The sequence below is a fragment of the Pseudohongiella nitratireducens genome, assembly GCF_001642735.1.
In the GTDB taxonomy this organism is placed as follows: domain Bacteria; phylum Pseudomonadota; class Gammaproteobacteria; order Pseudomonadales; family Pseudohongiellaceae; genus Pseudohongiella; species Pseudohongiella nitratireducens.
The window spans coordinates 1-22763 of record NZ_LWHM01000006.1 but is presented as its reverse complement, the minus strand read 5'-3'; the positions used below and the strand labels follow the sequence as shown (position 1 = coordinate 22763).

Below are 22763 nucleotides of genomic sequence, written 5' to 3'. Positions count from 1 at the left end.
CAGGGCGGTATAATGCCGCCCTCTTCAAAGAGCGGACGTGGTGGAATTGGTAGACACGCTGGATTTAGGTTCCAGTGCCGCAAGGTGTGAGAGTTCGAGTCTCTCCGTCCGCACCAGATTTTCTTATCTTGATTCCCATCCCTACACTAGCATCCTTATTCACAAAATCAGGGAAACAGAATAAAAGATATCCCAGCTGAATCGTCCGTATCATTCCTTGTTGAAAAAGTCTCTCTGTCACACTGTGGGAACTGTTCCGTCATCGATAACATATTCAGTTCCTGTGATGGATGCCGCGCGGGGAGAAACCAGAAATGTTATCAAATCGGCGACTTCCTGAGGTGTGGATGGACGACCAATAGGGATACCGCCAAGGGAGTCCATGATGATCTTCTTTCCTCCCTCATAATCAGTGCCTGCCTGTTCAGCCAGGCGCTCGGCAAGTCGGACGGCAGCATCCGTCTCGATCCAACCGGGTGAGACACGCAGTACTCGAATACCTTGCGGTGACACTTCTTTGGACAGGCTTTTGCTATACGTTGACAACGCGGCTTTTGCAGCGGCGTAAGCAGTAGTCGACTCCGGCAGTGGCAATACATTCTGAATAGAAGTGACATGTATGATCACTCCGGAGCCCTGGGAAATCATCGAAGGGAGCAAGGCTCTGTCCAGGCGTACGGCGGGCATCAGGTTTTGATTGAGTGTGGCTTCCCACTCCCTATCATTCAGGTTTATAAAGCCTCCTCCAGGTGCACTGGATCCACCGAGGACATTAACGATGATATCAATGCCACCCAGGCGATCCATAACTGATTCTGCAACATCCCGACAACCATCTGCAGTAGTCAGATCGCCAGCGATTTAACTAACGCCTTCCGGCGCGACCTCAGGCACAGAGCGCGCTGTCGCGATAACCCTTGCTCCTGCGCCATGCAAAGACTCAACTACGGCGGCCCCCACGCCTTTTGTGCCTCCAGTCACAAGTGCTCGGTGACCATTGATATCTAGATTAAAGCTCATGGTTTGATCTCCAGATATGCAATCTTGTCCTCTTCCAGGCCAAAGAAGTAGCGAAGATCAATAGGGCTGCCTGGAAAATCACCAGTCAGTTTGCTGGTTACAACGGTTTTACTATCTAGGTTCTCGCAGGCAAAAGGCACACTCTCATAGGTAAATTTTGTGGTTACATCTGATTTCCATTTCCTGATTGCGTCTTGGCCGTTATAGGTTTGTTTTTCATCGATTACGATGGCATTTTTAGCAAATAACTCGGCAATATCATTGCCGGCATCGCTGTCAGCTGAAAAGTAATTTTCAATTAGTTTTGGAAGTTTGATAGACATGAGGAGGCTTGAGGGTAAATGGAAACTGGTGATTCTGTTTCATCTTTTCGGAGGGAAGCTACTCCGGTTCTCAGAGCTCGAAAGAGCGATTCCAGCTATTACTCAGAAAATGCTGATTCAACAACTTCGCCAAATGGAGGCCGATGGTGTTGTTCGGCGCATAGTTCACCATCAAGTGCCGCCAAAGGTGGAATACGGATTAACTGATTGGGGACAGGCCTTATGTCCAGCTCTTGATGCAATATTGAAATGGGCTGATTTGCGTGAGGAAATGAATAATTCAGAAACTTAACTGCACTTGGGGAGACATGGAGCTTTGTTGCATTATTACATTCCAATAATCAAGCGCATTGAATAAATTGCTCAATGTTTCTCTCTCCAACTGCACTATCAAATTTATGGTTTAATAGCCGTGGCATAAACGGCTATATCTGCCGGGTTCATACCTAACTGCCGGGCCAGACTCTGCCAGCCTTTCAAGGCAATCGATACTTCATTCAGGATCGCTAGAGCCTGCTTGTTCTTCAAAGCAAAATATGGGGCGGCACTCAGAGCCTGGTCAACGTCTGCATCAGGGCCAGCATCAGATATCCACGTTGAGAGTTCGCGCGTTTTTTCTGAGGCAGGCACTGGATTTAAATCGTAGGCGGGTGATAAGCGCCACTTGTCCTCACCGTCATACAGGAATCCGTGGTTACGCAAGTGATCATCAAGGTTGCCAATCAGCACGCTGAAAATAATTCTTCGCCAAAGCTCGTGAAGGTCTGCCTTGGGTTCACTTGAATACATACGAATACATTCGGCGATATCGATATAAGTGGCTTCATCACCATCACTCAGGCCCAGCAGGCTCATTGCTGATAAAAACGGGATGCGCTGGCTTTTGTGCCTGTCAAACCGTGAAATAAGAGCCACAGGTCGTCCCGCCACATCTTGTAATTTTGCGTCGGCAACCTGCATTCCTGCCCGTTTTGCTAATTTCATCGCTAGCACTTCACCGTGAGGAATGCTGCGATCATCATCAGGCTTGGGGAATTTGGCAATGGCAAGTAAGCCCTCATTATCTACGACGGCTGATTTGGGTCTTGCTCCACCGAGTGGGGAGCCTTCATTTAGCAGCAGTCGTAAATCATCGGCAGTCTCTGTATTTGTCTGGACGGCGTCGGCCGCATTCATTAATGCAGGTAATTGGATTAAAGGAGGTACACGGTACGGACCAATGTTGTGATCGAACGAGTTCTCGTGCTCGCGTTTATATCGTAGTGCTCCTATGCGTGTTCGATCGTTGATAGCAAGCAGGTAGTCAATTTCAGAGAGCGCACGGTTTTCGCCAGCTTTGCGAAATGCGCGTTTTATCAATTGTTGCCCCCAGCGGTCTGGTGCAGTGTCACGCAAAGCGCCGGGTAGCGCTGACTTGCTGGAAGAGGTATAAAATGGCTGGCGATCCAAAGGCAGGTTCGCAGGGTCAATAGCAAATGCCTGGGGATGCTTGAGCCATTTTTCAGTGTACTCAAATACCGAACTTTGACTGTTTCGTTTGGCAATATAACGGCACCGGCCGACCAGTGTTGTCTCCGTATCCCCCTGATCATTATTCAGGTCAACATAGATTTCGAGAGTATCAGTCATGATGCTGAACCTTTACTACCCGTGTTTCGTTTATGGGTAGTAGACGCTCTTCGTCCAGAGTGTACTTTTCTCGGGAGCCGGTCTTCCTCAATATCGAGTCCTAGCGTGTCGATTCTACGGTCAGCCAGGTCACCCAGGCCTTCGGCAAGGCCTAGAATCGCAAGCACCGTGGCATATATCCCCATCGAAACAGAAGGATCTCCTTTTTCAACTTTGTACAGTGTCCCTCTGCTGATGAATGCTCTCTCAGCCATAGATACTGTGGATATGCGGCGCTTCTTGCGTGCAACTGCAATGTCTCCCCCTAGTTTGACAAGGGACTGTCGAGCCATTCTTGGTAAGGTTTGAGTTGCCTGGGTTTTCATATTTGTCTTATATAGTGATCTTTATATTGACATATGTTCATAATATAAGACATATAATCTCTTGTTGCCAGATATTATGTACGGGTTCGCTGATTATCTACATAAGAGGGGGGGAGAGTTCGAGTCTCTCCGTCTGAAGCTTAGCCGGATGCTCCTGCCTGTGGTCTGGCCCCGGGGGACCGGGCTGTTTAGCAATACAAGGCTGGCCGGTATTAAGGAGAAAACGGGTTGTGTCGTGAAAGATACCAGCTGACAAGACCGCCTGTTACCAGTGATATGCCACCATTGAGATAGTAAAACAGCGTGAAGAGGGGTAATTGAAACCATTGCCCGGGGTTGAGCAGGAGTGAGAAGCTGGCATTATCATTTATCAGGATGGCTGTAACCCACCATAAAAACGTACCACCCAAGCTCGAGGCCAGTACAGTCCATACGCCAATTTCAGCAACTTCCCAGGTTTTTAGCGAACTGCGTTTTAGTCGTGGTGTGACAAGGTATGCCAGTCCGGCGGCAAAGGGGAGCTGAAACAATGCCAGCTTGAGGCTAAACAAAACTCCACCATAGCGGTGCCAACCGGAAGCAGGGCCATCTATGAACAGTGCTCCCACCAGTGCCGACAGTAGAATTTGTGCAAACGGCAACAAGCAGAATCCTGCCAGAATAAACTGATTTTCAGTCAGAGAAATGCGTTGCTGCGGTATCGTTATTATCATTAAAGCCAGTCTTTGCACTATTAAGGGGAGTTAGCGGGAATAGAATCGATTCTATCCGGTCTTTCCTGTAGGTTAATGAATCGGCGGGCAATGCGCAAATCTGAGCCTGGTATCGCGAAAACATCAAAGAATGAAGTAAGGGACGTACATGCGAAAAATAGGATTGATGCTGCTTATCTTTCTGGTAGTGGCAGTTTTCTTTGCACTGGATCTGAGAAGTTATCTGACCCTGCAAGGGATGCAGGATGCGTTGGGAGAGTTCTCCCGCTGGCGTGATACATCACCTTACCTGGTCAGTGGCATCTTCTTTGTTATTTATGTCGCTGTGACAGCCCTGTCATTGCCCGGCGCGGCTATATTGACGCTGGCTGCGGGTGCCTTATTCGGCCTGGGGTGGGGGCTGGTGCTGGTTTCTTTCGCCAGCAGCATTGGGGCAACACTGGCGTTTCTGGTATCCCGGTTTATTTTACGTGATACCGTCCAGCAGCGCTTCGGGGGGCGGCTAAAGACCATAAACGCCGGTGTCGAGCGAGAAGGTGCTTTCTATTTGTTTGCCTTGCGTTTGGTGCCACTGTTTCCGTTTTTCCTGATTAATCTGCTGATGGGACTGACCCCGCTGAAAACACGCACGTTCTACTGGGTCAGCCAGTTGGGCATGCTGCCGGGAACTGCCGTTTACATTAATGCTGGCACTCAGCTGGGCAGCCTTGAATCCCTGAGCGGCATCATGTCACCATCCTTGCTGTTATCATTTGCGCTACTTGGCACGTTTCCATTGATCGCCAAGAAATTACTGGCTGTGATTAACCGGCGTCGCGTCTATGCCGGTTTTAAAAAGCCTCGTCAGTATGACCGCAACCTGGTAGTCATTGGTGCCGGTTCAGGCGGTCTGGTTGCATCCTATATTGCTGCCACCGTGAAAGCCAAGGTCACATTGGTGGAGGCGAACAAGATGGGAGGCGACTGCCTAAACTATGGTTGTGTGCCAAGCAAGGCTCTGATCAAGTCTGCCAAAGTGGCTCATCAGATGCATAATGCTGAGCGATTTGGCTTACAGGGCAATACGCCAACTTTTGATTTCAAAAAGCTGACCGGTCGCATCGAGCAGGTGATCAAGGAGATAGAACCCCATGACAGTGTCGAACGTTATACCGGGCTCGGAGTCGATGTGGTGCAGGGGTATGCCAGGTTGGTTGATCCCTGGACAGTAGAGATAGACCGTGCCGATGGTGAGAAGCAACGCCTGACCTCGCGCGCTATCGTGCTCGCTACGGGAGCAAGCCCTGTGGTGCCGCCATTGCCCGGGCTGGAAGAAACCGGTTATGTCACCAGTGATACGCTATGGGAAGCGCTGTCTGCCTTGCAAGAGCTGCCAGAGCGTATTGTTGTGTTGGGTGGCGGTCCAATAGGTTGTGAGCTGTCGCAAAGTTTCGCTCGGCTAGGTGCCAAGGTTACCCAGGTTGAAATGTCAGATCGTTTAATGGGGCGTGAGGATGATGACGTTTCATCGTTTGTGGCGTCCTCTCTGACAAGTGATGGGGTTACTGTGCTCGTTGAACACAAAGCGGTGCGCTGTGAACAGGTGGATGATAAAAAGCAGATTATCGTGGAGCAAGGTGGGGTAGAGGCTGCTCTGGAATATGACATGCTGATCTGTGCGGTGGGACGAAAGGCCAGATTAAAAGGCTATGGCCTGGAGTCTTTGGGTATTGACACCGATAAGCCACTTCAGACCAATGAATTCCTGGAAACCCGGTTCCCGAACATCTACGCCTGTGGCGATCTCATTGGCCCATACCAGTTCACGCACGTTGCCTCGCATCAGGCCTGGTATGCATCAGTGAATGCACTGTTCGGGCAATTTAAAAAATTCAAAGCGGATTATCGCGTGATTCCTCGTACCACCTTTACGGATCCGGAGGTTTCCCGTGTCGGGTTAAGTGAGCGCGAAGCAAAGGAACAGGAAATAGCGTATGAAGTCACCCGTTATGGAATAGACGATCTGGATAGGGCGATTGCAGAAACGGCAGCTCATGGATTTGTCAAAGTGCTGACCTCACCAGGAAAAGACAACATCCTGGGGGTGACCATTGTCGGGGAGCACAGCGCTGAGACCATGAGTGAGTTTGTTCTGGCGATGAAACACGGCCTGGGTCTCAACAAATTGCTAGGCACCATCCACACCTATCCGACCTGGGCTGAGGCCAACAAATACGCTGCTGGTGAGTGGAAGAGAAATCATGCACCTGAGAAACTGCTCTCACTGGTGGAAAAGTTTCATGCCTGGCGAAGGAAGTGACCTGTTTGCCATTGGCGGGGGAATCTGTTCGTGCTCTGTCTGAAAGTTTGTCAGTAAAGTTCTGTCAATAAAGTTGTGCAGCCAGGGGCTAGCCTGGCTGCACAGCATCTTTGTTAGAAACGTCCTTTCAGACCAAACGCAAAAGTAGGGCCGTACTCTTCCAGTTGCAGGGTATAGCCTTTTGATCCCTGGTACAGCTCCAGCGGTTCGTCCGTTAGGTTGATCAATTGCGCAACCAGTTCAATCTGTTGACTGAAACGATACGATGCCGTCAGGTCTACCTGGGTATGTGAGGCGACATAAATGTCGAAATCACGATCGTCACCGACTTCATCCAGCATCTCGCCACGGTAAGTGGCACTCAGGCGGGTACTGAATTGCTCGTTTTCGTAGCCGATGAAAATATTGCCAGATTCTTCGGCGGCTGCTGGCAGCATGAAATCTTCACCATTACGTTCGGCCAGTGTCAGTTCGGTATCCAGTACCGACAGGTTTGCGCCTGCCAGTAATCCGGTTAATACCGGGTCAATGATTTCCAGACCTTGTTGAACATTAAACTCAAACCCTTTTACGGATGCCTTGGTGCCATTGACCGGCTGGGTCACATCATAACCCGCGTAGACTGGATTATTTCTGGACGTAAATTCCACAATATAATCATCAATGTCTTTGTAGAAGACACCCGCTGATACCACACCCGTCTCACCGTAGTACCAGTCAGCCAGCAAGTCGAAGTTGGCAGAGGTGTAAGGGTCCAGGTCCGGGTTGCCTGCTTCGATTTCCAGGTCTTCCCGATTAACGAAGGAGCGGGGTGAAATGTCGCCGAAGGAAGGACGGGCAATGGTATTGCTCCATGCAGCTCGAATCACCAGGTCGTCGGTGGGTTCGTAGCGCAGGTGCAGACCTGGCAGGAAATTGGAATAGCTTGAGTCTACACGCCGTGGGTTAATACTCAGGTTGCCATCGACATCATAGACCACTTCATTACCCAGCGCGCTATAGTCGGTTTGCTCGATTCGGCCACCGGCAATGATCTGCATGTTTTGCATTTCCCAGGTGCCCATCAGGTAAGCTGCGGTAACATCTTCTTCCGCCTGATAGTCCTGTGAGAGTGACAGTTCATTGTTCTCGTCAACATCCTGGGGGCGCTGTGAGAACGATGAGCGGTCATTACTGAAATACCCCATAAACTGATCAGCACTGATGCCATCGCCCATGTCGGCGAGTCCGTGTGACCAAGGCGCCATACTGTAGTCAGCCAGATTCAGGTCGGGTACATCTCTCAGTTCAATTTCGTCAACATTGGAGTCTTTTTCCTTGAAACGTCCGTCCAGACCGGCTTTCAGCGTCAGGTTCTGAATGCCAAAGGCATAGGGAACTTCCATGTTAACGGCAAAGTTGACATCTTTGTCGTCCACCCAGATCGGTTCCAGTACGACGCGGTCGAGCTCATAGTTGCTGTTGACCAGGTGTTCACGTGTCACTGTGTCGCCATTGCGAATCGTGAATGAAGGCAGATCGCCGCCAATCAAGACATCGGCGTTCAAGGCGTCCCCTGTTTTTTCGAAGCGCCCCTCTTTCTCATCCAGTACGCGCTCTTTGGTATCAGAGATGCCCACATTGTAATCCAGGCGCCACTGATTGAAGTCATGCTCGCCACCGAGATTCAAGGCCATGGTGTCCTGGTTCTTGGTGCGGTAACGAATGCGGCGACGGAAGCCATCTTCGGGTATGTCCGAGTAAACAGCAGCGGAACCATCAAAGCTGCTCAGATCACCATCTTCAAAGGCATAAATCGTGCGTTGGCGTGATTCTGCGTCCTGGAACTCACTGTAAACGGCCGAGGCAAAGTAGCGAGTGGACTCATCTGGGCGCAGTTCCAGGTTCAGGTTGGCGCCAGTACGTTCACGGGTCAGCGCATACTTGCGTTCCTGCAATTCGATAACAGACAGCACGTCATTGCCATTAAAATCCAGCAAATCGTATGCGCCTTCCACGTTATCGGATTCCATCTGGCGCTCAGTGTAATTCAGGCCAAAGGTCACACCCAGGTTGTCCATGCCACCAAACGCGTCATAAGTGTCGCTGAAATCCACCTGACCTTTCGGGCTGGTTTCGCCACTCAGTTAGTTATAAGACGCTTCAGCACGGTAAGTAAACTGTTGCCCGTCCCGATCAAACGCCGAAGCAGAGCGTACATTCACGGCGCCACCGATGGCGTCACCCGGCATGTCTGGAGTTGGGACCTTGGTCACTTCCAGCAAGTCAACGGAACCTGTTGGAATGACATCCAGAGGGACTGCACGCGATTCATCTTCTGGCGTACCGATACGCATGCCGTTAATGGTGACCGTGCTCAGGCCCGCATCAATACCACGCACGCTGACGAAGCGGCCTTCACCCTGGTCACGGGAAATTGAAATACCGGGCAGACGCTGCAGGGATTCGGCGACGTTCTGATCAACGAACTGTCCCATGTCGTCTGCAGCAATGAAATTCGTGATCGAGTCGGCACTGCGGTACTCGTCCAGGGCTTTGTTCTGGGCAGCACGCTGGCCATAGACGACAATTTCTTCCATATCACTGGATTGTGCCAGAGCGCTAGTGCTGGCACTGACTGCCATTATGGCGAGCAATAGCTTGCGAGGCATAAATTTGTGGGAATTATGCATTGGTAAACTCCGAAAACATTGAATGTGTGAATCGTTGTTGTTATCGGGGTAGCATGCTATGACGTTGTAGTGACGATTTGATGTAACTGGGGTGACAAGTGAGTGACAGGTAGGTGACAGCGGCATGTCGTCTGGCGACCAATATAGGTTGCCAGACAGTGATGCTGTCAGACAATAACAAACTGTCCCATCATGCCATTGTCTTCATGTTCAAGAATGTGACAGTGAAACATAAAGGGAATATGTGGGTTGGATTCGCCGCTGAATCGGGCGATGACCCGCACCCGGCCGAAAGGTGGCACTCGCACCGTGTCTTTGTAACCACGTTCATCTTCGCCCGGGGGTTCACCGTTCCTGTCCAGAATCTGAAAATGTACTTTATGGATATGGAAGGGGTGCATCATGGGGGAGTCATTGGTGATTTCCCAGATTTCAGTGGTACCTGCAACGATACTGGCTTCAATGAAATTCATGTCCATCATACGGCCGTTTATACGGTGCTTGCCGCCGCCCCAGCCGCCTCGTTCGCGCCGGGCCCCCGGACCGCCACCGCGTTTACCACCATTGCCCTGACCTTCGCCCATTTGCATGGCGATCAGACGATGATAGCTGGCATCCTGTTCCGGTAACCAATCAATGTCATTCAGTTGCGCCGGTAACGCTGGCGCCGCTGGCACCGCCGCGGCAGGAGGGATGATGGTCAGCACGTCAAACGCCTGCGTGTCCAGCTCACGCATCAGGTCGCTCAATAAACCGAAGTGCGCCTGATAAGTCGATGGCACCGGCAGGTTGACCAGTGTAAAGGGTTGCGTTGACAGGGTGTCCACCACTATCTCCGCCCTTTCACCGGGGCTTAACATCAGTGTTTCCAGCGTCAGGGGTTTTTCAATCAGACTCAGGTCGGTTGCGATCAGGTCAAAGTGACGGCCATCGCTGAATGCCAGGGTGAATGCCCGGGCGTTAGCTGCATTGAGCAGGCGCAGGCGAACTCGACCGGTAGTGGCAATGAATGTGGGGCTAATGACGCCATTGACCACCATGACGTCGCCACGCATGCCGACCATGTGATCGTCCATCCGGTCCGGGTATGAGAGCTGCCCTTGATCATCAAACAGCCGGTCCTGCAGGATCAGTGGTATATCATCCACCCCGTAGTCCCGGGGCAGAGGCAGCGAGCGGTGATGCTCATCATCGACGATCAACAGGCCCGCCAGACCATGATAAACCTGGCGACCGGTCTGGTGCATCATGTGCGAGTGGTACCAGCAGGTAGCCGCTGGATTTTTAACCGTGTAACGGGCAGTCCAGGCATTACCGGGCTGAATAATCTGGTAAGGGCCGCCATCTTCTTCAGCAGGGAGATCCATACCATGCCAGTGCAAGGTAGTGGCCTCGGAAAGGTCGTTCTGCACATGGATATGCACCTGTTCGTGCTGACGCACCTGCAGGGTCGGGCCCAGGTAGCTGCCATTCAACCCCATGGTGGCTGTGGGCTGGCCGGGATAGAATTCGGTTTCCCCGTGCCTGGCTCTCAAGTAATAATGGAAACCGTCAGCTTGCGCTTCGCCTGAGATCAACTCGGGAATAGGCAAGGGGCGAAAACTGGTCTGTGACCAGTCACCGGCATCAGACGCCCAAAGCGGCGACGTAGCCAACAGGCCAGCGCCTAAGGCGGTATGCTGGAGAAACTGACGACGTGAGCTGTGAGACAAACTTCGAATCCTGTGATTGATTGTCGATTTCGGCTAAGCTGTTTGACCTGAAAGGCAGTGAGATTCATTCAAGACATTATAGCGTGAGAAGAAATCAATGGCGAAGTCAGTAATTCCAGTGTCATTGGTACTGGGCAGTGGCGGGGCGCGTGGCCTTGCTCATATTGGTGTTATCCGGGCCCTGGAAGAAGCCGGTGTGTTTGAGGTGCGTTCGGTCAGCGGGTCCTCAGTCGGCGCCTTGATCGGTGCCATGTATGCAGCTGGCAAGCTGGATGAATACGAGGAATGGGTGCGAACCCTGACTACCAGAGACATCTGGGGGTTACTGGATTTTTCCTTTACCTGGTCAGGACTGTTCAAGGGTGACAAGCTCATGAGCAAAATGCAAGAGATGCTGGGTGATGTGCTGATTGAGGACTTGCCGGTTGCTTTCACGGCAGTGGCAACCGATGTTGACCGGCGTCGGGAAGTCTGGCTGGATCGCGGTTCGCTTTATGAGGCCGTGCGTGCATCCATTGCCATCCCTGGTTTTTTTACGCCAGTCGTGCGTGATAATTGTGTTCTTGTAGATGGCGGTTTGCTCAGCCCCTTGCCGATAGCACCTGTGCAAAGAAGTGGTGCGGAAAAAATGATAGTGGTTTCTCTCAATGGTCAGGAGGAAGCCGAATGGCTGGCCAAAGATCGTCAAGATGAAACGCCTGCTGTGGATATTGAACAGCTGGAAGCCGGTGAAGCCAGGTTACAGGGGTTCAGTCCAGATTCGGGGGCGCAAGGTAAAGCTGTGCCGCAGACAGCAGCAACATTGCCTCAGGCCGAGGTTAGCAACGGGTCTACATCCTGGTTCCGTCGCATGCTGTTGGAGGCGCGCGGCCAGTTGGGGTTCAGCAGTGAGGAAGGTGAGCAGGCTGACTCAGCGCTGGAAATCATGACCAAATCACTGGATTCCATGCAGGACCGTATTGCACGACATCAGTTGGCAGCCTATCAGCCGGATTCGTTGATTGAAATTTCGGTCAATTCCTGCGGCATGCTGGACTTTCATCGGGGTGAAGAAATGATCGCTCTCGGTCATCAACAGGCTAAGAAAGTGATTCTGGAAGCAGTAAACGGTTCAGTTAAGCCATGAGTGACAGCAATTCAGACAACAATTCAGACAAGAGAAAACAAAGTGAGAAATCACCGGGCAGCCTCGTTTCTGGGTGGTTGGCGCGCGGCAAAGCGGCTTTGAGTAAAAAATCTTCACAGGTAAACCGTCAATCCGGTTGCCAGTCCGGGCAATTACCCTCTAGTCAAAAGGTCGACGCCTTCTTGCAGAAAGCGGATCAGACCCGTGCTGTTGCCGCCGTCCGGGAGAAACAGCCAGCTGGCCGTCTGATCTTTGCGCTGGATGCTACAGCCTCCCGTGAAGCGACCTGGGACCAAGCATCGCAGTTGCAGGCCGAGATGTTCCTGGCGGTACAGAATCTGGACGCGGGTCAGCACCAACTTGCCGTGCAGCTTTGCTATTTCAAAGGCTATGCCGGTTTCTATCGCACAGACTGGTTTCGTGATTCGGCACCGCTGCTGAAAGTGATGGGCAAAATGCGTTGTGAGGCAGGCATCACCAAAATTGAACGTGTCCTGTCACACATCCAGACTGAAACACGGAAAAACAAGGTTCAGGCGGCTGTTTATATCGGTGACTGCATGGAGGAGAACCCCGATCGTCTGATACAAAAAGCCGGTGAACTTCGCTTGCTGGGTGTACCATTATTTATATTTCAGGAAGGCGCAGAGCCATCAGCAAAATCCTGTTTTCAACGTATGGCTGATGTGTCAGGTGGCGCCTATGCCAGTTTTGATAACAGCAGTGCTGATCAATTACGCGATTTGCTGAAAGCCGTGGCAATTTACGCCGGTGGAGGTTTGTCAGCTTTACAGCAGTTCAGTCAGATAGCACACCCAGCCGTGGCGCGTCTCAGTCATCAACTGGGGGGCAAGTCGTGATTGTCCTGATTCGTCTATTATTGCCAGCGCTGCTACTGGTGCTTGGGTGGTTTGGCCTGAAGCGATTAAAGCAGCATTACAACCTCAACGGACAGCAGTTCACCTGGCTGGTCATGCTGTCCGGCGTTGCTGCTGTCGTGCTCATATTGATTGTACTGGGGCGTCTGCCTATTCAAGCGATTATGGCGCCAATCGCCTTTCTGGCCACTTTTGCCATGCGTCATGCGCACTGGCTGATACAGCTGCTGAGTGTGTGGCGATCCCGCCGTGGTGGTGCCACACGAGTCGGAGGCAGTGGTGAAAGCGCTGGTGAAGGGGAGTCGGGTATTAAAACAGCCTGGTTGAGTATGACGCTTGATCACCGCACGGCAGATATGGATGGCACGGTGCGCCAGGGGCAATTTGAGAGCAGGCAACTCTCTTCCATGGACTTGCCTGAACTGGTGGCACTGGCGACAGAGTGCCGCGATGACAGCGACTCGTTGCAATTGCTGGAGGCGTATCTGGACAGGCGTTTTCCTCAGTGGCGGGAGCAATACGAGGATGTTGCTGGCGCCAATGGCAACGCGGGTCACTCCTCTGGCGCAAATGGCAGAGAAAACCACCGCCGGTCCGGTCTGGATAATGCAGGTATGACAGAGGCGCTGGCGTTGGAAATCCTCGGTTTGCAACGTGGCGCTGAGCGCAAAGCCATCACAGAGGCTCACCGACGCCTGATGCAGAAGCTGCATCCGGACCGTGGTGGCTCAGACTATCTGGCCAAACGCATCAACGAAGCGCGAGACTATTTGCTGGGCCATTTGTGACGAGCTGATGGGTCGCCCAGTCCAACTGATTCCTTTATTGCGGCTATTTAACGTTATCACGTCTGGCAAACCGAACAACGCAGGTTGATTCATCGGCCGGAGTTGTTGACCAGATCACCCACGACCTGTGAAACATAGTCAGCACCTTTGAGGATTTCCATCACGATGCTCTCTGCCTCGGATACCAGCTCAGCATTGCTGGCAGCTTGTTCTGCAACCTCTGTCATGTTCTCCCTGGCTTTATTCACTAGTCCAGAATTCTTCTCAACAATCCCGTTGATTTCTTCGGTGGATGTCGTGGTTCTGCTGGCCAGTGTCCTGACTTCATCGGCTACTACCGCAAACCCGCGACCATGCTCACCTGCCCTGGCGGCTTCAATAGCAGCATTTAGCGCCAACAGGTTGGTTTGATCAGCAATTGACTTAATGGTTGTGACAATTTGAGCAATGTCAGTTGATTGCACACTTAACTCTTTGACCAACGCCATTGACTGCTGAATATCAGCGGTCATTTTTGCAGAGTTAATCGAATTTTCTTTGAGAACGACAGCGCCCCGTTCGGAAACTTGTGCGGTTTCTATGGAGGTACTATGAGCGACTTCAGCGGCCTTCTGAACGGCTTGCTGATGGTTTATTCTCTCCGTCACATCACTTGCTATTTTTACCACTTTGATAACTTTGCCAAAACTGTCAAATACAGGGTTGTAATTTGCCTGGATCCATACCGGGCTACCCAGTTTGCTTTGGCGGCAGAAAAGGCCGCTTTTGACTTCGCCCTGACGCAGGTCATGCCAAAAATCGGGGTTGTCTTTATAAAACTCGGGAAAGCAGAAAGTGTCATGGTCCAGACCAACGATTTGATCCAGCGTCTGGTAGCCCAGTGCCTGGATAAAATTACTGTTGGCGGTAATCACTTTTCCGTCAGGTGTAAATTCAATGACGGCATTCGATCGGTGAATGGCATTAATTAAGGCTGTGTTACTAACTGACTGTTCATGGCTGCCTGTGACATCGTTGGCAATCTTGAGAATGCTGGTGACGACTCCGTTTTCCATGACAGGGATGTATGTCGCTTCCAGCCAAATGGTCACGCCATTTTTGTGTTTTCGAAGGAATTTACCGCGTTGCACCTGGCCTTGACCGAGACTGACCCAAAACTGTTTGTACTCGGCTGACTGGTAGGTGTCCTCATGGCAAAATAATCGGTGGTGCTGGCCTTGAACTTCGTTCGCTATGTAGCCAACGCAATCCAAAAACAGTGCACTGGCACCCAGGATAGTACCGTCAGGAGTGAAATAAATCGTCGCGCAGGAGTTATCAATGCTTCGGCTTTGAGATAGCAGTTTGCTTTGACTGGCTTCACAAGCCTTCAATCGAGCTGTTAATTCGCTTTTGCCTTTCTGTCTAAAAATCATGTTGATATACCAGCTCAGTGTTAGAACAAGGAAAATAAAAAATAAACACGAATTTGTTCATTATCAGTATCTATCTGAAAGTCAGGGGCGCCTATAAAGTTAGCGGACGTAAACTGAAATAATTTAATAAAATTAGTAAGTTATGACATTTCAGCTAAGCTCCTGGAAGCGTTTGTCACAGTAAAATCGAGACAATTGTCACGGTTATTGATGACGGCACCGTGGTACATAAATCAGCCCGGGTTTTCTGCAAGCAAAATATACGTAAGAGCTTAAAGGTTTAGATCACCGCTAATGAAGATTTCTGACATTTAGAGAGGGCGTGTAGGGGCGTGTAGGTATGCGGGTATAAAGGAGGAGGGTGTGGGAGGAAGAAAGGAGTTGATGAGCCAGTCAGAAAAGGTTCATGACTGGCTCGTCGCATACCAGGGTTGATACAAAACGTTGATGGGATTATTTCTTTTTGTTGAGAAACGCCTGCATGATGGCCTGGGCTTCGTCAGATTGAAGCAAACGGGCAAACTGCAACAACTCAGCCTGTATGGTGTCGCTCATCGGCGAAGACTGGTTACGCTTGATTAGCGCCTTGCTGGTCTGTACAGCATCCGCTGGCAGGCGTGACAGCTCGACAGCCTTGTTCATGGCGTATGCCAGATAGTCTGCTGTCGGTTGTACTTCATTGACGATACCGTACTCCTGGGCCTTGCTGGCAGAGAAGCGTTCACCCAGTAATAGCAGCTCTGAGGCGCGCTGGTGACCCATTATGGCTGGCAGCAAGCTGCTGGAGCCGGCTTCGGGGCAAAGGCCCAGGCGTGTGAAAGGAAGCTGGAAGTAGGCATCATCAGCCGCATACACCAGATCACAATGCAGCAGCATGGTAGTACCGATGCCGATAGCCAGACCGCCCACCGCGGCGATAACCGGGGTGCTGGCACCCGCAATGGCTTTCATGAAGCTTACCGATGGGCGCTCTGTGCCAGCATCCTTGGTCGTGACGAAATCATTCACGTCATTGCCGCTGGTGAAACAGTCTTCGGTACCGCGCAGCAGAATCACGTTGACTGATTTGTCCTTATCCGCCGCCAGAATGCCTTGTGCCAGTGCCTGGTACATGGTCTGCGTCAGCGCGTTTTTCTTTTCCGGACGCTGAATCTGGATAACAAAGACACCCTCTTGCTGGGTGTAGACGATATGGCTGTCGGGTGATTCGATCATGTCGGTATACCTGGGTTCGAAATCAAGAAGCATTCGATTGTAGATCAGGTTTGTAGTTAATGATAGGGGGATCCGTCCTCTACATTGGCAGGGTCCGTCAAAATACCTGCAATCATTTTTCGAGTCTCTTTAGTGAGCAGGCCGCAGCGCGTTAATGCACTGGCAAGATGTTTCCTTCTGCTCAAAACTCTGAGTGGAAGCTTTCGTCGACAAACCCTGAGGTGTTGTTTTAAGCGTCGTTCACACCACCCTTCCTGTATGGCAATTTTTGCTAGTAAAAAATCACTCTCAGAAAGTGCCATTAGTTTCTCCAGAACGTATCTTAGGCGTAATTTCAGATCCTCGGTGCTGAGGTTCTTATGTAGTGATTTTAACCAGTGTGCACCAGAGCCAATGTGTCGCGCTTCTTCACGGAGAATAAGGCCCAGGGCGTCTTTTAACACCGTTATCGAGGTGTCTTCTCTGACCTCTTGGAATTTCGAGATTGCCATACTTTCCAGAATTACCTGACATGCCAGGCATTTAAAGTCGGGGCGTGTGTCATTCAGTATTGAATTGGCAAAGCTGGTTAGTGCAGGGCTGGGTGGTGTAATAGGGAGATGATATTGACTTGTATACTGTGTAAAAAAATCCAAATGTCTTGCTTCGTCGCTGACCTGGGCGCTTGCTGCCATTTTTGCAGCAAATGACGGTGCTTCATTGACTAATTGTGCTGCAACCAGCATAGCGATTTGCTCGCCATGAAGAAGCTCACTTATTTCCATGGAATGACATTGCCAGTACAGGTCATGCTTTTTCTTTTCAGATAGTACTTCAAATTCCGGAAATCCTGCCAGGGGGAATGCTCCACCAATGTATGGGTTTTTGATGCAACTGCTTTGATCCTTCCACTTTAGATCGAGTTTGGGGCTCCAGGCTTGATTGCAAGCGCTGTTATAAATTTTCCTTAACCTGGGCTGGTGAATGAAAGACCAGTCCAGTGAGCCAGTAATTTGTACATTAAAAACTGAGTTTTTAGTGTTGTGATCCATAACCTGATTCCTTCCTTGGATGTTAAAAGTATTTATAGCTGTAATTTTCAATCTTGCAGGGATCAATAATTAAAATGTGAACTCGGACACATTTATTTTTGAAATGAACAAGACAATGAGCAATGTCAAAAGATACCTGCTTAACTAACTTGAGGTGAACACGGTGGCGTGAGGTGAAGAAATGAGATATGAAAACCTGGCAGAGATGTTTGAGTCACAATGTCAGGAAATAGGCCATAAGCGTCTTTATGTATTTTATGACAAACGACTTCGTATAAAAAATACACTGACAGCAGTCGAGTTACTTGAAAAGTCCCGAAACACTGCCAGACAGATAGCTGCACTGTCTCCAGTGAAAAATTTTAATATCAGCGGGCGAGTAGTTTTTTTGAGTTTTTCATCGGTGTCAGATTTTATTATTGCATTCTGGGCTGTAGTAATATCCGGAGGAATACCATCGCCGATACCGGTAAAAATGGCAAAAAATGTGGGGAGACTGAATAAAGCCTTATCTTACAGTAGCGCAGTTCTTTTAATAAGAGATACGAAGTCCCCGGACAAAAATATCGATACACTTTCAGTGGCATTTTCAGATTTATGCAAAATCCAGGAAGCTGTCACTGACAATATAGTTTCAAGGCAGAAAACTAAAGATATTGCATTGTTGCAACACTCTTCTGGGTCAACATCAGAGCCAAAACCAATAGCACTGTCTAACGGAAATGTGCTGCATAACCTGGATAGAATTGCCAGGAGTTTTTCCATATCTGAAAGTGATGTGGGTGCTTCCTGGCTTCCGCATTACCATGATATGGGGTTGATTGGACATATACTGGTTCCCTTGTTCAGCGGAATTGAAAACCACTTTATTTCTCCTGTCACTTTTTCGATAAGTCCAATATCCTGGCTTACACTTATTTCGAAAACCAGAGCTACGATCAGTGGTGCGCCAAACTTTGCGTATCAATACTGTTATGAATATATAAAAAAGAATCGCAATAAAAATGAATTGGAGCTGTCAAGTTGGAGGGTTGCCTATTCTGGGGCTGAATGTATTTCCTTGCAAACATTAAAGCACTTTTCATCTGCCTTATCTGGGACGGGATTTTCTGCTGATAATTATTACCCCTGTTACGGATTGGCAGAATCAACATTAATGGTGAGCTGCAGAAAGGGGATAAGGACTTGTCAGTTGGATCCAAAGAAACATAAAAAATATGTTTCAGTGGGGGTGGTTTGCCCTGATGAAATTACCGTCACCAGGGAAGATGGGGCAGTATGCTCTGAAAGGGAAATCGGACAGATTATTATTCACTCACCTTCCGTTACAGAGTTTTCTGAACAAAGCGCTGTTAATACAGGGGATGTCGGATTTATCTCCGACTGTGAACTTTATGTGGTTGGCAGGCAGGTAAATGTTGTTAAGTACCATGGTGAAAAGGTGTATCTTGAAGAAGTTGAGTTGCTGCTTGATCAGAAACTCGCTGAACATGGAGTAAAAAGGAGCATCGTTATCCAGGCTGATGACACTGATTCTCAGTATATTGTGTTGATAGAGTCCAATACTAAAATAATTATCAGTATTAGCAAAGAAATAAGCCAAATAATTTCTCATGTGATTTCAGAATATTTAGGCGACTCAAGTTACAAGGTCGTAACTGTTGCCAGAGGTGGGGTGCTTACAACATCCAGTGGGAAACCGGACAGAAAACAGAATCGACAATTAATGATAGGTAAAGCAAAAGCTGAGTACTGCCGAAAAATCCAAGCAGAATGAAAAAATATTGGGGGTTAAAATGAATGCAGAAAAGTTTGTTGTTGATCTTGTTGTGAAGAAATGCAGCGGTGCTAATCATGCCGATATCAATTGTGACTCATCACTATCCAGTCTGCCTCTGGGGTCATTGAAAGTGTTAGAAATTGTTCATGAGATTGAATCGAAGTACGCAATTGATATTGATGAAAAGCAGTTGTTTGAAATAGAAAAAGTGGGCGATCTTGTTAACCTGGTTTCTGGGGTGGGTAGTGAATAAAGACTTGGTCGCGGCATGTAAGGAAGTGAATGAGATGATAGGAAAAATGCCTTTGAGTTTGGTAATGAATGCATTTGATATATCAACCTCAATGCCAGCTATAACAATAATGCGTGACGAGTTCATGATTCAACTGACCTGTCGTCAGAATACTCTTTCGGATGATGAGATTAATGAGTCGATCAATAGCATAGAAGCGATTGTTTGTGAGCTAACAAAGTATAAGCTTTCCTGGTTAGACAGACTATCAGTCTATTGCAGAGCGTATGTTCAGTCATATTCGGTGTTTTTCAAGATAGTGTAAGCGCCAATAAACCAGCATCTACATTCGGTTCGTAAGATTGCCCACACTGATTTTCTCGTCAACCTCAGGAGGAATCAGCATGACGCATACCGAACGAAAACGCGCTTGGCAGCAGCATATAGCGGACTGGCAGACCTCTGGTCTGTCCGGAATGGCCTACTGTAAGCGACAGTCACTGACCTATTGCCGGTTTGTCTATTGGCGCAAGAAGCTAGCCAAACCGGAGGTGGTTCCAGACCGGTCAGCACCGTCCGGGTTTGCCAAAGTGGCCGCCATCCCCGGCACGCAAGCGGCGGAAGGTTTAACCATTTCACTGCCCGGCGGTATCTCAATCACCGGCCTGCACGCTGGCAATGTCGAGTTGCTGGGCGACGTTCTGAGGCAGCTGTAATGCGCCACCGGTATCTGCGCCCATCCTGGGATCTACCGGAGATTTACTTGTATCGAAAACCTGTAGATTTCCGTAAGCAAGCCAACGGCCTGGCTCTGTTAGTGGAGCAGGAGTTGGGGCATAGCCCCTTCTCCGGTGCGCTTTATGCCTTCACCAACCGGCAACGGAACAAGATCAAGTGCCTGATGTGGGAAGACAACGGTTTTGTGCTTTATTACAAAGCTCTGGCGGAAGAGCGGTTCAAGTGGCCGGGCCCGTCCGATGAGTTGATGTCGCTGACCGGCGAGCAGATCAACTGGTTGCTGGATGGCTACGACATCACCTTGTTGCGAGGCCACAAAACCCTGCATTACGAGAGCGTTGGATAGCGCTTTTTGTCGTGTTTTTGGGTGTTTCAGGACGTTGTTTTTGCTATAATTTCACCATGAAAGCAACGCCTGATAACGCCTCCAAAACACCCGATCTTAGCGCTCTCTCCAGCGCTGAAATGATGGCCGTTATCAGCGATATGCAAGAACAGCTGGCCGTAAAAGAAGCCGAACTTCAGCAGCGTGATCAAGCGGTCAAAGCGCGCGAAAACTACATCGCCATTCTCGAAGAGTTGCTGCGCCACAAAAAGATCCAGCAGTTCGCGGCCAGCAGCGAAAAGCAGCCCAACCAGATCACTTTGTTCGACGAGGCTGAACTGGAAGTCGGGATTGACGAGCTGCGCGATGAGTTGCCTGAGGATGTCGAAGAGGCCGATACACCTCCTCATTCACGCAAGCGCCGCCAACGTGGCTTCTCCGATAAGCTGCTGCGTGAGCGCATCGAACTGACGCTTAGCGAGGAAGAGAAAGCCGGGGCCAACAAGACTTTCTTCACCAAGGTGAAAGAAGAGCTGGAGTATATCCCGGCCCAACTGAAAGTGCTGGAATACTGGCAGGAAAAAGCCGTGTTCGAACAGGACGGCGAGGAGCGCATCGTTGCGGCACCTCGTTCGGCCCACCCACTGGGCAAATGCATTGCCACACCGTCATTGCTGGCCTACCTCATCACCTCCAAATACGCCGACGGCTTGCCGCTGTACCGGCAGGAGCAGATGCTCAAGCGCCTGGGTCACGAAGTCAGTCGCGCCAACATGGCGCATTGGATTATCCGCCTGAACGACGTGTTCAAACCGTTGATCAATCTGATGCGGGAAACCCAGAACGGCAGCGATTACCTACAAGCCGATGAAAGCCGGATCCAGGTGCTCAAAGAAGACGGCAAATCGGTTCGCTCCGATAAATGGATGTGGGTCACCCGGGGTGGCCCGCCCGGAAAAGTCTCGGTTCTGTTCGAGTACGATCCTTCTCGTGGTGGCAAAGTGGCGGTACGTCTGCTGGATGACTTCCAGGGCATACTGCAAGCCGATGGCTATTCCGGTTATGGGCAGGTGTGCCGCGAGAACAAACTGATCCGGATTGGTTGTTGGGATCATGCCCGGCGCAAGTTCGTGGAAGCGTCCCGGGCTGCGCCGGGCAAAGGCAAACCCTCGAAAGCCGACGTGGCCTTGAGCCACATCCGGAAACTGTACGCGGTTGAAAAAGCCGCCCGGGATCTGAGCGATGCCGAGCGCTATCGGGTTCGCCAAGAAAAGAGCCTGCCTCTGCTGAAAGCCTTCAAAGCCTGGCTGGAGAAACATGCGCCAAAGGTGATGAAAGGCATGCTCACCCGAAAGGCGATGGACTATACCCTGAGCCAGTGGGATACCCTGACAGGCTATTGCGAACGCGGTGACCTGCACATCAGTAATGTACTGGCCGAAAACGCCATCCGGCCCTTCGCCGTTGGCCGAAAGGCCTGGTTGTTCGCCGATACCTCACAAGGCGCGACCGCCAGTGCCACCTGCTATTCTCTGATCGAAACGGCCAAAGCGAATAACCTGGAGCCCTCTGCTTACATCCACCATGTACTGAAACACATTGCGGAAGCGGACAGCCTCGAAAAACTGGAAACATTGTTGCCCTGGAATGCTGAGTTGCCAGCTTCAAAAAAAGTGACTCAGTACGATTAGGGCAAGTGGGTCGGTTTAGCGGCGCTTACAAGATAGTTGACACCTTTTTCTTCACGCGGCCTGTTTCTCCGCACTGATAATCTGATCGTCTCTTTCCGGATTCAAACACACTGCTCCGACCGGCGTACAGTTCCTGGTTGGTCGACTACCCCAACGTGACGGCGTATTCAGTTTTGCTCGCTCCAGGATCTCTTTACGATTGTTCAGTATCGTCTGATCCTGACCACTGTGCCGCTGCTGCGGTGTCACAAACCGGATCTTGCTGTGCTTGTGTTCATGGTTGTACCAGTAGATAAACCGTTCAACCCATTGCCTGGCTGCTGTCAGATCCACAAACCCGTTTGACGGCCACTGTGGTCGGTATTTCAATGTTCGGAACACCGACTCTGCATAAGCATTGTCGTTGCTCACTCGCGGCCGGCTGTACGATGGCATCACGCCTAGCTCTTCCAGTTTTATTTTCAGTGTCTGAGACTTCATTGGCGAACCATTGTCGGAGTGCAGAACCAGCGGCGTGTTAAAGCACTGCTCACTTAAAAGTGAGCGCTGCAATAGTGCTGCCGCATGCTCACCGCATTCCACCTCATACACCTCGTAGCCAACGATTTTCCGGCTGTACACGTCCATGAACATGTACAAGTAGAAAAACTGACCACGGACCTGGGAGGCGAGATAGGTTATATCCCAAACCCACACCTGGCACGGCGCTCTGGCAATATGTGTGCTCAGTGCCGTTTTACGTTGCGGCGCATGTGCCTTGCCTCTGTGGTGTAGCTGTCCTTTTTCTTTGAGCACCCGATAAAACGAGGAC

Annotated in this window: 20 protein-coding genes, 1 tRNA gene and 1 pseudogene; 11 read left to right on the top strand and 11 right to left on the bottom strand. The window is 50.3% G+C overall.

Translation table 11 applies throughout. From position 1 onward, the window contains the following. Positions 1-31 precede the first annotated feature (31 nt). Positions 32-116: transfer RNA gene (locus PSCS_RS03055), tRNA-Leu, on the top strand. 121 nt (positions 117-237) lie between these two features. On the opposite strand, the pseudogene PSCS_RS03050 reads toward PSCS_RS03055, so the two are convergent. Beyond that, positions 238-1020, bottom strand: a pseudogene (locus PSCS_RS03050) (SDR family oxidoreductase). After that, positions 1017-1343, bottom strand: coding sequence for a polyketide cyclase (locus tag PSCS_RS03045; protein WP_068810336.1), 327 nt, complete (start codon positions 1341-1343; stop codon positions 1017-1019). Before PSCS_RS03045 ends, PSCS_RS03050 begins: the two are co-directional and overlap by 4 nt. Between PSCS_RS03045 and PSCS_RS03040 the strand changes: the two genes are divergently transcribed. Next, positions 1342-1635 (top strand): winged helix-turn-helix transcriptional regulator, encoded by a 294-nt coding sequence (locus PSCS_RS03040; RefSeq protein WP_068810335.1) that lies wholly within the window; start codon positions 1342-1344, stop codon positions 1633-1635. The genes PSCS_RS03045 and PSCS_RS03040 overlap by 2 nt on opposite strands. Before the next feature lie 104 nt (positions 1636-1739). On the opposite strand, the gene PSCS_RS03035 is transcribed toward PSCS_RS03040, so the two are convergent. Next, on the bottom strand, positions 1740-2972 hold the full coding sequence (locus tag PSCS_RS03035; protein WP_068810334.1) for a type II toxin-antitoxin system HipA family toxin: 1233 nt from the start codon (positions 2970-2972) through the stop codon (positions 1740-1742). A gap of 577 nt (positions 2973-3549) precedes the next feature. Further along, entirely contained in the window at positions 3550-4050 is a 501-nt protein-coding gene (locus tag PSCS_RS03025) for a hypothetical protein (protein WP_068810332.1), read from the bottom strand. A gap of 148 nt (positions 4051-4198) precedes the next feature. Between PSCS_RS03025 and PSCS_RS03020 the strand changes: the two genes are divergently transcribed. Beyond that, complete coding sequence (locus PSCS_RS03020; RefSeq protein ID WP_068810331.1) at positions 4199-6349, top strand: FAD-dependent oxidoreductase; 2151 nt, start codon at positions 4199-4201, stop codon at positions 6347-6349. 113 nt (positions 6350-6462) lie between these two features. Here the strand turns inward: PSCS_RS03020 and PSCS_RS03015 are convergent, their stop codons facing one another. From PSCS_RS03015 to PSCS_RS03010, 3 genes are all read right to left on the bottom strand, one after another. Then, positions 6463-8475 (bottom strand): TonB-dependent receptor, encoded by a 2013-nt coding sequence (locus PSCS_RS03015; RefSeq protein WP_082866521.1) that lies wholly within the window; start codon positions 8473-8475, stop codon positions 6463-6465. Then, complete coding sequence (locus tag PSCS_RS15475) at positions 8476-9021, bottom strand: TonB-dependent receptor plug domain-containing protein (RefSeq protein ID WP_157885605.1); 546 nt, start codon at positions 9019-9021, stop codon at positions 8476-8478. A gap of 167 nt (positions 9022-9188) precedes the next feature. Beyond that, a complete protein-coding gene (locus PSCS_RS03010; RefSeq protein WP_068810330.1) occupies positions 9189-10733 on the bottom strand; it encodes a multicopper oxidase domain-containing protein in 1545 nt (514 codons plus the stop codon). Between the two features lie 97 nt (positions 10734-10830). On the opposite strand from PSCS_RS03010, the gene PSCS_RS03005 reads away from it, so the two are divergent. From PSCS_RS03005 to PSCS_RS02995, 3 genes are read left to right on the top strand one after another with little or no spacing between them, the layout of a single operon-like run. Continuing rightward, positions 10831-11859 (top strand): patatin-like phospholipase family protein, encoded by a 1029-nt coding sequence (locus tag PSCS_RS03005; protein ID WP_068810329.1) that lies wholly within the window; start codon positions 10831-10833, stop codon positions 11857-11859. Further along, complete coding sequence (locus PSCS_RS03000; RefSeq protein ID WP_229694660.1) at positions 11856-12719, top strand: VWA domain-containing protein; 864 nt, start codon at positions 11856-11858, stop codon at positions 12717-12719. The genes PSCS_RS03005 and PSCS_RS03000 overlap by 4 nt, the downstream gene beginning before the upstream one ends. After that, a complete protein-coding gene (locus tag PSCS_RS02995; protein WP_068810328.1) occupies positions 12716-13525 on the top strand; it encodes a J domain-containing protein in 810 nt (269 codons plus the stop codon). The genes PSCS_RS03000 and PSCS_RS02995 overlap by 4 nt, the downstream gene beginning before the upstream one ends. Positions 13526-13614: 89 nt before the next feature. Here the strand turns inward: PSCS_RS02995 and PSCS_RS16220 are convergent, their stop codons facing one another. The 3 genes from PSCS_RS16220 to PSCS_RS02980 form a co-directional block, all read right to left on the bottom strand. Beyond that, a complete protein-coding gene (locus PSCS_RS16220) occupies positions 13615-14940 on the bottom strand; it encodes a methyl-accepting chemotaxis protein (RefSeq protein ID WP_068810327.1) in 1326 nt (441 codons plus the stop codon). A 453-nt stretch (positions 14941-15393) separates the two neighbouring features. Continuing rightward, positions 15394-16155, bottom strand: coding sequence for an enoyl-CoA hydratase (locus tag PSCS_RS02985; RefSeq protein ID WP_068810326.1), 762 nt, complete (start codon positions 16153-16155; stop codon positions 15394-15396). Positions 16156-16211: 56 nt separating this feature from the next. Then, positions 16212-17186 (bottom strand): ferritin-like domain-containing protein, encoded by a 975-nt coding sequence (locus tag PSCS_RS02980; protein ID WP_068810325.1) that lies wholly within the window; start codon positions 17184-17186, stop codon positions 16212-16214. Positions 17187-17367: 181 nt separating this feature from the next. Here PSCS_RS02980 and PSCS_RS02975 point away from each other — a divergent pair, with 181 nt between their 5' ends. From PSCS_RS02975 to tnpC, 5 genes are all read left to right on the top strand, one after another. Then, the gene (locus tag PSCS_RS02975) at positions 17368-18963 is read left to right on the top strand and encodes an AMP-binding protein (protein WP_068810324.1); all 1596 of its coding nucleotides are present in this window, start codon (positions 17368-17370) and stop codon (positions 18961-18963) included. A gap of 19 nt (positions 18964-18982) precedes the next feature. Continuing rightward, a complete protein-coding gene (locus PSCS_RS02970; protein ID WP_068810323.1) occupies positions 18983-19219 on the top strand; it encodes a phosphopantetheine-binding protein in 237 nt (78 codons plus the stop codon). Between the two features lie 383 nt (positions 19220-19602). Continuing rightward, positions 19603-19914 (top strand): IS66 family insertion sequence element accessory protein TnpA, encoded by a 312-nt coding sequence (gene tnpA / locus PSCS_RS02960; protein ID WP_068810321.1) that lies wholly within the window; start codon positions 19603-19605, stop codon positions 19912-19914. A gap of 47 nt (positions 19915-19961) precedes the next feature. Continuing rightward, positions 19962-20282 (top strand): IS66 family insertion sequence element accessory protein TnpB, encoded by a 321-nt coding sequence (gene tnpB, locus PSCS_RS02955; protein WP_157885604.1) that lies wholly within the window; start codon positions 19962-19964, stop codon positions 20280-20282. Positions 20283-20338: 56 nt separating this feature from the next. Then, positions 20339-21952, top strand: a complete 1614-nt coding sequence (gene tnpC, locus PSCS_RS02950) for an IS66 family transposase (protein ID WP_068810319.1) — start codon at positions 20339-20341, stop codon at positions 21950-21952. 51 nt (positions 21953-22003) lie between these two features. Here the strand turns inward: tnpC and PSCS_RS02945 are convergent. Next, the coding region (locus tag PSCS_RS02945; RefSeq protein WP_068810216.1) for an IS3 family transposase at positions 22004-22763 on the bottom strand (760 nt) is incomplete at its 5' end.

Coding starts and splice junctions, on each gene's coding strand:
- PSCS_RS03040 (WP_068810335.1), top strand. CDS start 1,342: ATGAGGAGGCTTGAGGGTAAATGGAAACTGGTGATTCTGTTTCATCTT.
- PSCS_RS03045 (WP_068810336.1), bottom strand. CDS start 1,343: ATGTCTATCAAACTTCCAAAACTAATTGAAAATTACTTTTCAGCTGAC.
- PSCS_RS03035 (WP_068810334.1), bottom strand. CDS start 2,972: ATGACTGATACTCTCGAAATCTATGTTGACCTGAATAATGATCAGGGG.
- PSCS_RS03025 (WP_068810332.1), bottom strand. CDS start 4,050: ATGATAATAACGATACCGCAGCAACGCATTTCTCTGACTGAAAATCAG.
- PSCS_RS03020 (WP_068810331.1), top strand. CDS start 4,199: ATGCGAAAAATAGGATTGATGCTGCTTATCTTTCTGGTAGTGGCAGTT.
- PSCS_RS15475 (WP_157885605.1), bottom strand. CDS start 9,021: ATGCATAATTCCCACAAATTTATGCCTCGCAAGCTATTGCTCGCCATA.
- PSCS_RS03005 (WP_068810329.1), top strand. CDS start 10,831: ATGGCGAAGTCAGTAATTCCAGTGTCATTGGTACTGGGCAGTGGCGGG.
- PSCS_RS03000 (WP_229694660.1), top strand. CDS start 11,856: ATGAGTGACAGCAATTCAGACAACAATTCAGACAAGAGAAAACAAAGT.
- PSCS_RS16220 (WP_068810327.1), bottom strand. CDS start 14,940: ATGATTTTTAGACAGAAAGGCAAAAGCGAATTAACAGCTCGATTGAAG.
- PSCS_RS02985 (WP_068810326.1), bottom strand. CDS start 16,155: ATGATCGAATCACCCGACAGCCATATCGTCTACACCCAGCAAGAGGGT.
- PSCS_RS02980 (WP_068810325.1), bottom strand. CDS start 17,186: ATGGATCACAACACTAAAAACTCAGTTTTTAATGTACAAATTACTGGC.
- PSCS_RS02975 (WP_068810324.1), top strand. CDS start 17,368: ATGAGATATGAAAACCTGGCAGAGATGTTTGAGTCACAATGTCAGGAA.
- PSCS_RS02970 (WP_068810323.1), top strand. CDS start 18,983: ATGAATGCAGAAAAGTTTGTTGTTGATCTTGTTGTGAAGAAATGCAGC.
- tnpA (WP_068810321.1), top strand. CDS start 19,603: ATGACGCATACCGAACGAAAACGCGCTTGGCAGCAGCATATAGCGGAC.
- tnpC (WP_068810319.1), top strand. CDS start 20,339: ATGAAAGCAACGCCTGATAACGCCTCCAAAACACCCGATCTTAGCGCT.